Source organism: Christensenellaceae bacterium 44-20, from assembly GCA_041223705.1.
GTDB lineage: Bacteria > Bacillota > Clostridia > Christensenellales > Christensenellaceae > QANA01.
In genome coordinates this window covers 328,352-341,549 of sequence record JBCLQU010000001.1, presented here as the reverse complement: position 1 = coordinate 341,549, position 13,198 = coordinate 328,352, and the positions used below count along the sequence as shown (strand labels likewise).

General features: G+C 54.8%; 16 protein-coding genes. All 16 read right to left on the bottom strand.

Features of this window, described 5'->3' with window-relative positions; all coding sequences use genetic code 11:
- Window positions 1–5 precede the first annotated feature (5 nt).
- The 16 genes from mtaB to AALG83_01705 all read right to left on the bottom strand — a co-directional run bounded on the left by mtaB (window position 6) and on the right by AALG83_01705 (window position 13,188).
- Window positions 6–1,322 carry a tRNA (N(6)-L-threonylcarbamoyladenosine(37)-C(2))-methylthiotransferase MtaB gene (gene mtaB / locus AALG83_01780; GenBank protein MEY8381885.1) on the bottom strand — a complete coding sequence of 439 codons (1,317 nt, stop codon included), beginning with the start codon at window positions 1,320–1,322 and terminating at the stop codon, window positions 6–8.
- Entirely contained in the window at window positions 1,306–2,022 is a 717-nt protein-coding gene (locus tag AALG83_01775; protein MEY8381884.1) for an RsmE family RNA methyltransferase, read from the bottom strand. Before AALG83_01775 ends, mtaB begins: the two co-directional genes overlap by 17 nt.
- On the bottom strand, window positions 2,019–2,969 hold the full coding sequence (gene prmA / locus AALG83_01770) for a 50S ribosomal protein L11 methyltransferase (protein ID MEY8381883.1): 951 nt from the start codon (window positions 2,967–2,969) through the stop codon (window positions 2,019–2,021). The genes AALG83_01775 and prmA overlap by 4 nt, the downstream gene beginning before the upstream one ends.
- Window positions 2,970–2,977: 8 nt before the next feature.
- Window positions 2,978–3,520: a YcxB family protein gene (locus AALG83_01765; GenBank protein ID MEY8381882.1), complete on the bottom strand. Its 543-nt coding sequence runs from the start codon at window positions 3,518–3,520 to the stop codon at window positions 2,978–2,980.
- A gap of 32 nt (window positions 3,521–3,552) precedes the next feature.
- Window positions 3,553–4,527, bottom strand: coding sequence for a tRNA dihydrouridine synthase DusB (gene dusB, locus AALG83_01760; GenBank protein MEY8381881.1), 975 nt, complete (start codon window positions 4,525–4,527; stop codon window positions 3,553–3,555).
- A gap of 42 nt (window positions 4,528–4,569) precedes the next feature.
- Window positions 4,570–5,184: a hypothetical protein gene (locus AALG83_01755; protein ID MEY8381880.1), complete on the bottom strand. Its 615-nt coding sequence runs from the start codon at window positions 5,182–5,184 to the stop codon at window positions 4,570–4,572.
- Between the two features lie 31 nt (window positions 5,185–5,215).
- Window positions 5,216–6,706: a lysine--tRNA ligase gene (gene lysS / locus AALG83_01750; GenBank protein ID MEY8381879.1), complete on the bottom strand. Its 1,491-nt coding sequence runs from the start codon at window positions 6,704–6,706 to the stop codon at window positions 5,216–5,218.
- A gap of 18 nt (window positions 6,707–6,724) precedes the next feature.
- Window positions 6,725–7,210, bottom strand: a complete 486-nt coding sequence (gene greA / locus AALG83_01745) for a transcription elongation factor GreA (GenBank protein MEY8381878.1) — start codon at window positions 7,208–7,210, stop codon at window positions 6,725–6,727.
- A 127-nt stretch (window positions 7,211–7,337) separates the two neighbouring features.
- The gene (sigH, locus tag AALG83_01740; protein MEY8381877.1) at window positions 7,338–7,979 is read right to left on the bottom strand and encodes an RNA polymerase sporulation sigma factor SigH; all 642 of its coding nucleotides are present in this window, start codon (window positions 7,977–7,979) and stop codon (window positions 7,338–7,340) included.
- Window positions 7,980–8,067: 88 nt separating this feature from the next.
- On the bottom strand, window positions 8,068–8,832 hold the full coding sequence (gene rlmB / locus AALG83_01735) for a 23S rRNA (guanosine(2251)-2'-O)-methyltransferase RlmB (GenBank protein MEY8381876.1): 765 nt from the start codon (window positions 8,830–8,832) through the stop codon (window positions 8,068–8,070).
- Between the two features lie 11 nt (window positions 8,833–8,843).
- Entirely contained in the window at window positions 8,844–9,248 is a 405-nt protein-coding gene (locus tag AALG83_01730) for a ribonuclease III domain-containing protein (GenBank protein MEY8381875.1), read from the bottom strand.
- Window positions 9,238–10,146, bottom strand: coding sequence for a carbon-nitrogen hydrolase family protein (locus AALG83_01725; protein MEY8381874.1), 909 nt, complete (start codon window positions 10,144–10,146; stop codon window positions 9,238–9,240). The genes AALG83_01730 and AALG83_01725 overlap by 11 nt, the downstream gene beginning before the upstream one ends.
- Window positions 10,143–10,853: an N-acetylmuramoyl-L-alanine amidase gene (locus AALG83_01720; GenBank protein MEY8381873.1), complete on the bottom strand. Its 711-nt coding sequence runs from the start codon at window positions 10,851–10,853 to the stop codon at window positions 10,143–10,145. Before AALG83_01720 ends, AALG83_01725 begins: the two co-directional genes overlap by 4 nt.
- Window positions 10,854–10,889: 36 nt before the next feature.
- Complete coding sequence (gene tsaD / locus AALG83_01715) at window positions 10,890–11,957, bottom strand: tRNA (adenosine(37)-N6)-threonylcarbamoyltransferase complex transferase subunit TsaD (GenBank protein ID MEY8381872.1); 1,068 nt, start codon at window positions 11,955–11,957, stop codon at window positions 10,890–10,892.
- Complete coding sequence (locus AALG83_01710; protein MEY8381871.1) at window positions 11,954–12,646, bottom strand: TIGR01906 family membrane protein; 693 nt, start codon at window positions 12,644–12,646, stop codon at window positions 11,954–11,956. The genes tsaD and AALG83_01710 overlap by 4 nt, the downstream gene beginning before the upstream one ends.
- Window positions 12,643–13,188 (bottom strand): cyclase family protein, encoded by a 546-nt coding sequence (locus AALG83_01705; protein MEY8381870.1) that lies wholly within the window; start codon window positions 13,186–13,188, stop codon window positions 12,643–12,645. The genes AALG83_01710 and AALG83_01705 overlap by 4 nt, the downstream gene beginning before the upstream one ends.
- Between the last annotated feature and the right edge of the window lie 10 nt (window positions 13,189–13,198).

Sequence of the window (13,198 nt, the reverse complement as noted above, 5' to 3'; positions counted from 1 at the left end):
TCCTTCTATTTTTTCTCTATCAGGCGCGCTTGCAGGGTCTCCTGCCGGACGCCTGTGATATAGGCTCGCACGATGCTGTTCTCCCGGCCGCCCTCTTCTATGGCGACTCTCTGATAGCGCGTGGTGTAGCCCAGCATTTTTCCGCCGGCATCCCGCTCTTCCAGCAAAACCTCCTGCTCTTTTCCAACAAAACGCGCCAGATATTCCCGCTGCATCTCGTGCGCCAGCGCCGCAATTTCTGCCGCCCTGCGCTTTTTCTCCGGCCCTGGCACATCTCCCGGCATCTTCGCCGCCACCGTACCCTCCCGTTTGGAAAAGGGAAATACGTGAATTTTAGCAAAGCCAATCTGCCGCAGAAAATCCAGGGTGCTTTGATGCTCCTCTTCGCTCTCGCCCTGAAATCCTGCGATGACATCTGTGGTAATCGCTGGATCTGCGAAATATTCCCGTGCATTTGCGATATACCGTGCATACTCTTCCGGCGTATATTTTCGATTCATCCGGCGCAGAACCTGCGCACAGCCGCTCTGCAGAGAGACGTGGAAATGCGGGCAAAGCCGCTCGCAGGCCGCCGCTCTGCGGCAAAACTCCTGCGTCAGAAGCGATGGCTCCAAAGAGCCCAGGCGGATGCGCACAAGCCCCGGAACCTGGTTCAGCTGCTCGATGACGTCTATGAGCCCGGCTTCTTCCAAATCCTTGCCATAAGAGCCCAGGTGTATCCCCGTGAGCACGATCTCCTGCACCCCGCTGGCCGCCAGCCGCTCGGCTTCTTTTATAATCTCCGCCATTGGCCGCGAACGCACCGGCCCTCTGGCATATGGGATGATGCAGTAACTGCAAAAATTGCTGCATCCATCGCAGATTTTCAGGTTTGCCCGGGTTCTCTCCTGGCTTTTGGAGATTTGCAGCGGCTCAAATTCGCGCTCTTTGAGGATCTCCTCAACCGCATTGATCTTCTCCTCGCCTTCCAGACTGCGCCGCACAATCTGCACAATCTGCCCTTTGCATTTCGAGCCAATAATAGCCGCGACGCCCTCCTGCTCCAGAGTGCGCGCCGCATCCCGCTGAGCCATGCACCCGCATACAAAGATCCGCGCATCCCTGTTTTGATGATGCGCCCGGGAGATCATCTGCCGCGATTTCTTATCCGCCACCGCCGTTACCGTGCAAGTATTGATGATATAAAGATCCGCGCTCTGGGAAAAATCTGCCGTCTGATATCCCGCCTGCTCCATCAGCTCGCGCATGGCGTCTGTCTCATATTGGTTGACTTTGCAGCCCAGCGTCTCGTAAGCCACCCGCATCCTAACACCCCGTTTCATAGGCCGTCAGCGCCGTCAGCGCAATGGCCGCAGTCTCTCCGCGCAAAATGCGCCGGCCCAGGCTGACGGAGCGCCCGCCTGCCGCGATAATCTGCTCCGCTTCCTGCTCGGAAAACCCGCCTTCCGGCCCGATAATCAGCGCAATATCCTTTTGCTCCCGGATTTGCTCAAAAACCTGCCTCAGCGCGATTTCGGATTTCTCATAGGCAAAGAGCACTGCGCCATGCTGTGGAATTTCCCGCAAAACCTCCTCCAAAGAGAGCGGCGGCAGGATGCGCACCGCCGCGGCTCTGCCGCATTGCTTCACTGCCCCTTCCGCGATCTTTTCAAAGCGCTCCTGCGCTTTCCCGCCTTCCTTTGGCTTTTTGACGCACCTGCTGCTCACAAACGGCGCGAAACAGCCAATGCCCAGCTCCACCGCTTTTTGCAGAATCAGCTCCATCTTATCCGATTTCATATAGGCGACATACAGCGTAATATCAACGATGGGCTCGCCCGGGCAATCCCGGGTTTCGAGGATCTCCGCGCAAACCTCGCCATTCTCCACGCTGAGCGCCCGGCAGATCAGCTCTTTGCCCTGATGCGCCGCCAGGAACAGATCCCCGGCCGCCATTCTGAGCACACGGCTAAAGTGTTCCGCCTCTCCGCCCAGCAGAAAGACTCTATTTTCCGTAACCTTGCCTGCAAAAAAACGTCTCATGCCTTGTTTTGGGCGATGATCGCCGCCCATTCTCCATCCCTGCAAACCTCAAGCACGGCAAGGCCGCCGGTCAAAAGCGCATCGCGCACTTCCTCCGCGCGCTCGATGATGATACCCGAGCAAACCATCTTGCCCTCCGGCCGCAGATAGCGCCGGAACAGCGGAATCATCGCCTTGATCACATCTGCCACGATATTTGCCGCGATAACATCATATTGCCGATCCCCGATTTGCAGGGCCAAATCCTCATCCATCAGGATGTTGCCCAAAAACAGCCGGAACTCCTGCTCCGCAATGCCGTTGCGCGCCGCATTTTCCCGGGAAACACGGATCGAATCCTCCTCGATATCCACGCCCGTAACTTTCCCTGCCCCAAGCAGTTTTGCTGCCACAGCCAAAATTCCGCTGCCGCAGCCCATATCCAGCACCTCATCTCCGGGTGCAACCAGATCTTCCAGCGCCTCGATGCATAGCCGCGTCGTCTCGTGCGTGCCCGTCCCAAAGCTGGAGGAAGGGTCGATCTCTAGAACAATACGCTGGTTACCCTCTGGAAGCGGCTCCCAGGAAGGCTTAATGAGCATTCTTTGCCCAATCTCCGTGGGCTTGAAATACTTCTTCCAGTTGTTCATCCAGTCCTCTTCGCGCAGTCCGGAAGTCTTGAGCTCAACGTCCGCGCCCATTTGCCGCGCCTGCTCTGCGGCCCGGAGAACTTTTTGCTTTTTCTCCTCTCCCTGGCCGTTTTCCGGCGCATAAATGCAGATGATAGCATCCTTTTGCGTGAGCAGCTTATCCTCGACGTAGTCGTAGTAGACCGAAGTCTCCAAATACTCGGAAAACTCCCGGGGATCCTGCACGGAAAACTCGTAGATCTCTTCCGCCACCAGAAGGTCGCTCAAAAGATCCACATGCTCGGGCTGAGTGATGAGGTGCAAACATGTCCAATTCATGGCAAATCCTATCCTTCGATTACTTTTGTCGCATTTTTGCGCTGGGCGCGCCGCTGCTGCTCCGCCTTCCAGTACGACTCGAATTCGGCGGCGCTTCCCTCTTTGATATCCGTTTTCGCGATGATCATGGCGCTGTGCTTGTCCACATAAGCGAACCAGTATTTCTTATTTTGGGCTACCTTGCGGATCTGCGCCCACTTAACCGCCTCCATTTTGCCGTTTTTCTTATTCTGGGAGACGATCTTTTTCGCTGTGATCTCAAATTTCATGGGAATTTTGTCGCGGTAAAGCGGGATATCCAAAAGCTTCAAATGCTTTTTCAGCGTGCTTCTGCGCTCCAGGAAGAACCAGAGCAGCGCAATCGCGGCGACGCACCCCTGCAAAATCGCATTCATCCAATTTCCTTCTGCAAACTTCAGCGCCATATCCGCAAAAAAAATCAAAGCGAAAGCCAGCACAGCATCGAACTTCCAATTTGCAAAGGAAAGGCTGTCCCGCCAATAAAAACTGCGGTATTTTCTTTTATCCAAAGCGGTATCGATTACTACCATTCTTCTCTCCTCAACCTTTTTGATAAATTATATCACTTTTTGTCTGCGCTTGCCAGCAGGGATTCAAAAAACGCCACCAGCTCCTGGTAGCTGGAAAGCGAGACCGCCCTTTGCCGCAGCTTCGCCGCGCCTGCAATCCCTTTGACATACCAGGCCGCGTGTTTGCGGAATTCCTTCATGGCGATTTCTTCGCCCTTCTGCTCGATGGCCAGCCTGGCTTGCCTGAGCGCAGTTTCCACTTTTTCGGAAAGGCTGGGGCGCTCATATGTGCCACGCTCCAAGTAGCTTCTGATCTGCCCGAATATCTGCGGGTTACCCAGGGCGCCCCGGGCCACCATGACGCCGTCTGCTCCAGTATGCCGCAAAATCGCCTGCGCATCCTCCGGGGCAAAAACATCCCCGTTTGCGATGACCGGGATGCGCACGGCCCGCTTCACTTCCGCAATCGCGTCCCAATCTGCCTTGCCCTCGTAATATTGCTCGCGCAGACGCCCGTGCACCGCAATGCCGTCTGCCCCTGCCTGCTCTAAAACCTCCGCAAACGAGACGCAGTTTGCATGCGCCGCATCAAAGCCCTTGCGGAACTTTGCCGTTACCGGGCTTTTCACAGCCTTTTTGAGCGCACAGATGATCTCCCCGGCCAGCTTGGGCTCTTTCATGAGCGCAGAACCCTCGCCGTTATTGACGATCTTGGGCGCGGGGCATCCCATATTGACGTCGAACAGCGCGATTTTCTCCCCCATCACCTGCTCCAGCATGGCAGCTGTGCGCGCAATGGTCTCCGGCTCCCGCCCAAAGAGCTGAACCGCCGCTCTTCCTTCCGCTTCGCTGACGCCAAGAAGGTCAAAGGTTCTGCGGTTATGGAATTTGAGGCCCTTGGCGCTCACCATCTCCGTATAAGTCAGCCCGGCGCCCTGCTCTGCCGCAATCTGCCGGAAAGCCTGATCTGTGATTCCCGCCAAGGGCGCTAAAAAAATATTGTTTTTTGCATGAATATAGGGGTTCAATCGTATTTTCTCCAAAAATAAAAAGCAGGCAATGCCCGCTTTTTACTGCGATTCCTCCGGGGGCGTGCTCTCGGGGACTTGTTCTTCGTAATCCTCTTCCGGCGCTTTGGTCGGGATGGGGTATTCCTCAGACTGATCGATGGTCGTATCCTCGTCCAGCTTCAGATCCGCCACTCTCCAGCTCCCGTTTTCCTTGATAAAAGTCAGGGTATACTCCCCGCTCTCAATAAACCGATCCACTTCGTTCACCTGGATAGCGCCCGGCGCAATCTCCGCCGAAATATCCCGCACGGTGTTGCTCACCTTGACTTTTGCCACCTTTTGCCAGGGAAATACAATGCCCAGTTTGACGTCCGTGCGCTCATCGTAGCTCTTGATCTTATAGCTCGCGTTGGTCGTCTGCGTCGCCAGGCCGCTCTTTTGAAGGTACTCTTTTGTATAGATGCTGTCCAAAATATCCGTATCCGGATTATCCAGCGGCACCAAAATCACCGAAGTGCGCTTGGCAAAAGCATCTTTTGCCAGAATATAGATATTGCTCGTATGCATGACGGTGCTGAACGCGAAGATGATCAATAAAGCTGCCAGGCCGGCTGCCAAAAGCTTGCCTAAAATATACAGCAGAAATTTATCCGTCCGAAAGTTTCCCTTTTTCATGAGAATACCTCGCTTTCCTGCTCAGCTCCCATTAAGCTCTCGGCTTCATCGTCGGGAAGAGCAAAACATCTCTGATGGAATAGCTATCCGTCAGCAGCATCACCATTCTATCGATGCCAATTCCAATGCCGCCTGTCGGGGGCATGCCGTATTCCAGGGCATTGACGAAATCTTCGTCCATCATATGCGCTTCCTCGTCCCCTGTCTCGCGCTCTTTGAGCTGGTCCACAAAGCGCTGCTTCTGATCGATGGGGTCGTTGAGCTCGGAGAAGGCGTTTGCCAGCTCCCGGGAGGTGATAAACAGCTCAAAACGCTCGGTCAGCTTAGGGTTATCCGCCTTGCGCTTTGCCAGCGGTGAAATTTCCACGGGATAATCCGTGATAAACGTCGGCTGCACCAGTTTTTCCTCGACAAAGGCATCGAACGCCATGCTGAGAATCTTGCCGGCCGTCTCGTTTTCCACTTCCAGCCCCAGCTTTTTGGCCATCTCTCTGGCCTGCTCATCCGTGGCCGAGGCGAAGTCCACCCCAGTATACTGCTTTACAGCATCGTTCATGCTCATGCGGTTCCAGGGAGGCGTCAAATCGATCTCCTGGCCCTGATAGGTGATCTTCGTTGTGCCGTAGAGCACCTTGGCGCAGTGCGCAAACAGCCCCTCGCAAAGCTCCATCATGCCGTTATAATCCGTATACGCCTGATATAGCTCCATCGTGGTAAATTCGGGGTTATGCTTGATATCCATACCCTCGTTGCGGAAGATGCGCCCGATCTCATAGACCCGCTCAAACCCGCCGACGATCAGCCGCTTTAAATGCAGCTCTGTAGCGATGCGCAGATACATATCGATATCCAGCGTATTGTGGTGCGTGATAAAGGGGCGCGCCGCGGCGCCGCCGGCCGTTCCGTGCAAAATCGGCGTCTCCACTTCCATAAAGCCCTTTTCATCCAGATAATCCCGGATGGCTTTGATGATCTTCGAGCGCTTTGCAAACGTCTCTTTGACCTCCGGATTGACGATCAAATCCACATATCTCTGGCGGTAGCGCAGATCCATATCCTTCAGACCATGGAATTTCTCAGGCAGGGGAAGCAATGATTTGGAAAGCAGCGTAACGCTATGGCACTTGACGGAAAGCTCTCCCGCATTTGTGCGGAAGGCCTCGCCATCCAGGCCCACAATATCGCCGATGTCGTATGTCTTGTACTCGGCATAGGGTTCATCGCCCATGACGTCTCTTCTGGCATAGCCCTGAATGCGCCCTGCGCCATCCTGAATATGGAAAAAGCTCGCCTTTCCCATCACGCGCTTGGAGATGATTCTTCCCGCCACGCGCACCTGGGAGCCTTCCAGCTTCTCAAAATTATCTTTGATCTCCGAGGAAGAGATCACGCCGTCAAACCGCGTAACCTCAAACGGGTTCTTGCCGCTATTCTTCAGAGCCTCCAGCTTATCTCTGCGGACCTTTACCACTTCCGTCAGATTTTTTTCCGGCGCTCCATGATTTTGCTGTTGTTCTGCCATCTTGCTTTCTCTCCTTATTTACCGCTCATCTGCCTTGGAAATCTCCAAGATCGTAAAATGCGCAATGCCGCCCGGAACCTCCACCGAGATCTCGTCGCCTACCGAATGCCCAAGCAGCGCCTGCCCAACCGGGGATTCATTTGAGATAATGTTGTTAGAGACATCTGCCTCCATCGAGCCGAAAATCTGGTAGATCTCCTCTTCATCAAACTCCTGATCCAAAAGGCGCACTTTTGTGCCGATGCTGACTTTCTCCAGATTGACTTCATCGTCGTCTACAATCGTGGCCATCCGCAGCGTGCTTTCCAGGCTCTGGATTCTTCCCTCAATTCTGGATTGTTCATTTCTGGCCTCGGTATACTCCGCGTTTTCGCTGAGGTCGCCAAAAGAGCGCGCGACTTTAATCTGTTCAGAAATTTCTGCCCGTTTGACTGTTTTCAAATACTCGAGCTGAGCCTCAAGGTCCTGTTTGCCTTTTTTCGTCAAAACAAATTCGTTTGCCATGTGAACTATCCTCCCATATGATTCTGCGCTCTCGCCCAGGAACTGGCTATTTTAACAATGTTATTATTCTACACGTTTTTTCCGCACATTGCAAGAAAACGCCTGTTTCACTTTTGTATGCTTTTGGCTACTCCGCCTGCGCCCTGCTGTCTTCCAGATGCTTTTCCAGCTTGTTTTTCACGCGCTGCAAGGCGTTATCGATGGATTTGACCCTGCGGCCCAAAATCTGCGCGATCTCCTGATAGCTTTTGCCCTTTAAATAGAGGCAGAGCACTTTCCATTCAAAATCCGAGAGCATCTCCCCGATCTTTTCCTCAATCTGCATGAGATCTTCCTGATCGATGATGATATCCTCCGGGTTGGAGACTTTGCTGCCCGTGATAATATCGATGAGCGTCCGATCCGATTCCTCGTCGTAAACTGGTTTATTGAGGGAAATATAGCTGTTAAGCGGCTTATGCTTCTGGCGCGTGGCCGCTTTAATCGCCGTAATGATCTGCCGCGTTACGCAGAGCTCCGCAAAGGCCAGAAAAGAAGTCTGTTTATCCGGCCGGTAATCCCGAATAGCTTTATACAGGCCGATCATGCCCTCCTGCACCAGATCTTCGCGGTCTGCGCCAATCAGGAAATAGGAGCGCGCCTTTGCCCGGACGAAATTCTTATACTTATTGAGCAGATAGTCGGAGGCAAGCGGATCATCCTTGTTGGCCAGCTCCGCGATCTCCCCATCCGTCATATTCAGGAAGCGCTCATAGCCAAAGCCGATCATCTCTTCCTGCGGCTCCAGCTCAATTTCCTGGGTTTCATCCACAATTTGGAGCACTTCGACATTCTGCTCCGCTGCATATTCTTCCAATTTACACCTCTTGCGCCATATCCTGGCGCACTTTTTCATACATGAGCACAGCCGCCGCAGCCGATGCGTTGAGGGAATCGATTTTCCCCTTTACCGCAATTCTCACGACAAAATCGCTGCGCTCTTTCACCAGCCTGGAAACGCCCTCGCCCTCTGCGCCGATCACCAGCATCATCGCGCCCTTGAGGTTCGCTTTTGCCGCCTCCTGGCCATCCATATCCGCGCAGGCGACGAAAACGCCGCGCCGCTTGATCTCCTCTATCGTCGCGGCCAGATTGGTTACTCTGGCAATGGGCAGATACTCCTGCGCGCCGCAGGCCGTCTTGCAGGCGGCGGCCGTCATGGAAGCGCTTCTGCGCTTTGGCAGAATCACGCCGTGCGCGCCCATTACTTCGGCACTGCGCACAATCGCTCCAAGGTTAAAGGGATCCTCAATGCCATCCAGCATGATGAGAAAGGGCGCCTGCCCGCGGCTTTCGGCCAGCGCAAACATATCTTCCACCGTCTGATAGGCGACTTCGCTCACCCGCGCCGCAATCCCCTGGTGGTTGCCCGGGTTGCCCTGGTGGCCATAGGGCAGGGAGAGCTCATCCAGCTTTGTTTTGGGAACTTCCTTGATGATAATCCCATTTTTGCGCGCCAGAGCCAAGATCTCGCGGATACTGCCCTCGCCTCTGGCCGAGACATAAATGGCCTCAACGCTCCGCCCGGCGCGGATCGCCTCCCGCACGGGATTTCTGCCGATAATCAGTTCCTGTTCTTCCATACTGCCGCCTCCTATTCCTGCTCCAGCACAGCTCCCATCAGCTGCTCCAGCCGTTCATGCTGTCCCGTCAAAAACAAATATCCCATCAGGGCTTCCAGCCCCGTCGCCTTATGATAATCGGCGACCTCCATATTTTTAGGCACAGAGCCGACTTTGGCATTGCGCCCTCTTTTGAAGATCTCTGCCTCCTGCTGGGTAAACAGGCCGGCCAGCCGCTCGGATGCCTGCGCCTGCGCCCTCGCGTTGACGATGCCCGCTGCCTTGGCGTTGAGCTCGTTGACATGCAGGCCAAACCGCTTGACCAGCGCCGTGCGCACATAGAGATCGTAGACCGTGTCCCCAAGATAGGCCAGCACAATGGGGTTCTTCTGCGCTGCCTCCCTATCCTCTATTTTTTCTAAAATGCTATCTTTCAATTCTGCTTTCCTTTTCCTGCCATTTCCGGTAGAGCTCCGGCCGGTAATCCGGCTCGCCTGTGATCGGATTGTTCTGATAAATGGTGCGCACGGCCAGGGAGAGATCGATCTCTGCCGTTACGACGCCAATCTCCTGATTTCCCAGCCCGCCCGCATACATCCTGCAATAGGGATCCTGGCCAAAGCCTTCTTCGCGCAAAACCGGCCCGATGACGAGGCTGGCGCCCCCAAACTGCGTCCCCTCCTCTTCCCCGGCCAGGTTGCTGCTGGCAATGAAGATTTCATTGCTCAGGCTGGCCGCTTCGATGGTGGAAAGATAGTATTGGCGAAAGCGCTCTGCCGCTTCCGGCGTGGCCTGGCTCCCTGCCTGAGCCGTGCTGTTCAGATACAGCCGGCATCCCTGGCTGGCATAATAGCGAATGAGCTCTGGAAATTGATAGGTATCGTAGCAAATCCCAAGGCCGATTTTTCCCCAGGGCGTCTGCCAAATAACGGGAGCTTGTCCCTTTTGGCACCAAAGCGATTCGTGCCCAAAGGGGTGGATCTTGCGGTAGACGGCGTCCACTCCCATTGGCGAAACTGCCAGCAGGCTGTTATAAATCTCACCCGTTTGCCCATCCCGTTCAGGCATCCCTACGGCAAGATAAAGGCCCAGTTCTTTGGCAATCCGGCAGAGCGTTTGGCTGCAAGCGCCCGGAATCTGCTCTGCCGCGTCTTTTTGCATAGCGCCCTGCTCAAAAATACTGTAACCCGAAACCGCCACTTCAGGGAACACCACCAGTTCCGCGCCCTGCTCCTTGGCCTTTTGGCATATGCGCTCGATGCGCGCCAAATTTTCTGGGATAGCGCCCCAGGCAGCCTGAAAATTCACAACTCCAACTCGAAGCCTGTCTCTCATACGCCCTGTCCTTTCAGATAGACTGTAATGCCCTCGCGCACTGCTTTTGCCACTTTCTTCTGATACTCCTCGGTTTTGAGCTTTGCCTCTTCTTCCGGGTTGCTCAAAAATCCGCATTCCACAATAACCGCCGGAACCGTCCCTGATTTGACGATATAGTAATTGCCTTCCATCTGGACGCGCGGCTTTTGGACTTCCAGCGCCTCATTCAGGCTATTTTGGATGCACCCAGCCAGCTTTTCCCCTTCCGCCGAGCCCGGCGCATAGAACACCTGCGGGCCGCATACAGCGGAATCGCCGAATTTATTCTGATGGATGCTGACGGTAATATCCTGCCCGGACGTCTCGATCAGCTCCCGGCGCCTGGCCATATCATCCTGCTTTTCCTCGCCCAGCGCTTCATCCTCTTCGCGCAGCATCACAACCTCTGCACCCTCAGATTCCAGCTCCTTTTGCAGCAGCTTTGAAATGGCAAGATTGATCTCTGCCTCTTCCGTGCCCGTCGCGCCAATGCTGCCGCCGTCAAACCCGCCGTGCCCCGGATCGATCAGAATCCGGGTGCCCGCCAGGGAATCTCCCGGCGCAGTAGTTGCCGTCTTCGCAATGCCCGTAACATAAACTGCGGCAAAGATCACAAGCCCGACTCCCAGCGCAATAAAAAGTGCGCCCCAGTTACTTTTCTTTTTATTTCTCGCTCTATTTTTCAAATTTGCCACCTCATATGCAAGCTTCTCTACTCATTTCTATGCTTGCGCATCTGAAATTAGCTCTAAAGAAGGGTCCGCATTGAGCGTCAGCGGCGCGGCCTCACAGCCGCCCAAAAGCTGATAGTAAGCGGCAGAGGCGATCATCGCCGCGTTGTCTGTGCAGTATTTCAGCTCCGGAAGATAAATCTCGTATCCCTCGTGCATGAGAGCCTGCCGGCGCAGTTCCTCGTTCGCGCTGACGCCGCCCGCAAAAACAATGCGCCGCATTCCCTCCCGGCGCGCGGCCTCGAAGGTATTGCGGATCAGCGTCTGCACTGCCGCCCGCTGGAAAGAAGCCGCCAAATCCTCTTTACTGAAGGCCTCTCCCTTCTGCTCCATGCGGTGCACCAGGTTGACGACGGCCGTCTTGAGCCCGCTGAAGGAAAAATCCAGGTGCGTCTCCCCGCGGAAAGCCCTGGGAAATTCATAAGCATGGGCATCCCCCTGCTCTGCCAGCTTTTGCAGGTGCGGCCCGCCCGGGTATGGCAGCCCTAGTATCCGCGCTACTTTGTCGAACGCCTCTCCTGCGGCATCGTCTCTGGTCGTGCCCAAAAGCCGGTAGCTTCCGTAATCCTGCACTTTCACCAGATTGGTATGCCCGCCGGAGACGATCAGGCAAATGAAGGGCGGCTCCAGGCTGGGATGCGAAATGTAGTTGGCAGAAATATGCCCCTCGATATGGTTGACGGCAATCAGCGGCTTTTCCACCGCATAGGAGAGCGCCTTCGCATAGGAGACGCCCGTAAGCAGAGCGCCCACCAGCCCCGGCCCCTGGGTTACTGCCAGCGCATCCACATCTTGTAGTCGCAGTCCAGCCTGCGCCAGCGCCTCGTCCACAATATAGGGAAGCTTCTCTACGTGATTGCGCGATGCAATTTCCGGGACAACCCCGCCATATTGGGCGTGAATCGCAATTTGCGTATACAGCGCGTTGCTGCGCACAGTCCTGCCGTTTTGAACGATGGCCGCTGCCGTCTCATCGCAGGAAGTTTCGATGCCTAAAATGACGGCATTCCGCTTTTCGCGCAGTGCCCGTAGTTTTTGATTTGCCTCGTCTTTTCTCATGCCTTGCTCTCCGTTTTCTGCCGCCGCTTTGCTAAGTGCGCCGCCACCATCAATACGGCGATGATCACTGCCGCCGAGACGACGATGCGCATGACCAGATCAAAGAAAAATTGCTCTGGAACCATCTGAATGAGGAGATCCGTTCTGGGATCCAGCAGCCATAAATCGTTGGTAAAGAAAATTTTGTGAAAGCCTGTCCAGAAGCTGTTAAAATCCAGTGCCGCATAAATCCCAAGCGCCGCAATCAGCCCGAGCAAAATATAGTTTCCCTGCAAATACCCGCCTAGAACCGCAGCCTTATCCCGCCCACCTATCCAGGCCCAAAGATAGAAAGCGGCCGCCAGAATGAGCAGGCCGTTGCCGATGCGCATGGCCCAAAGATAGAGCATTCTGACATCCACCATATGCAGGATTTCCCGCTGGTTGAAAACCTCTCTTTGCTGCCCCCCGATTGTTGCCTGAACATGCAGATCCTCCCGCCTGCCCCGCAGATAATCCAAGAGGGCGTCCGTCGCGGCTTGCAGATCTGCGCCGCTCATGCCGATTTGCTCTGCCGTATCTAATTTTTGATATTCCCGTTGGTAAAAGGATTTTTGGAAGCAAAAGAAGTTGACGCAGTTTAAGATAACTCCTAAAACCACAAATGCGCCGCAAACTGCCGACAGGATGCGAAGAAGCTTCCCTCTCATGCTTCCGCCACCATCAGAACCGCCCGAACCGGGCAGCCATCCGCCTCGATTTTCAGCGGCAATGCCGATAAAATATATTCGCCCTCCGGAGCGGCCGAAAGATCCAGCGCTTCCAGAATGACGCAGTCGTTGCCCAGCAGATACCGATGGACTTCATCGTTGCCAATCGAGAGTCTTTCTGTGCCGATCAGGCGGACTTTTAGATCGATCAGCCGCTGCGCCTGCGCCAGCGTGATGCGCCCTCCCTGTTTTCTGGAGCTGATGAGCACCCTCGAATAGCCGCCTGCAAAAGCGTCGATTTCATCCACAACGGCGCACTTGCCAAGGCACCTTCTGGGAGAAATCTCCGCCACAGTTTTCCCATCCGAAATAAAATGACAGGGGGCATCCAAATGCGTCCCGGTATGTGTGCCCATGCGAAGCGTGCTGAGCATGAAGCCATCGTCCTGCACGTTTTTCCAGACTTCGCTGGAAAAGCGCGGATCGCCCTCATAAACGGCCGCATTTTCATCCAGTTTTAACGAAATATCGATTATCTTCATATGCCACCCT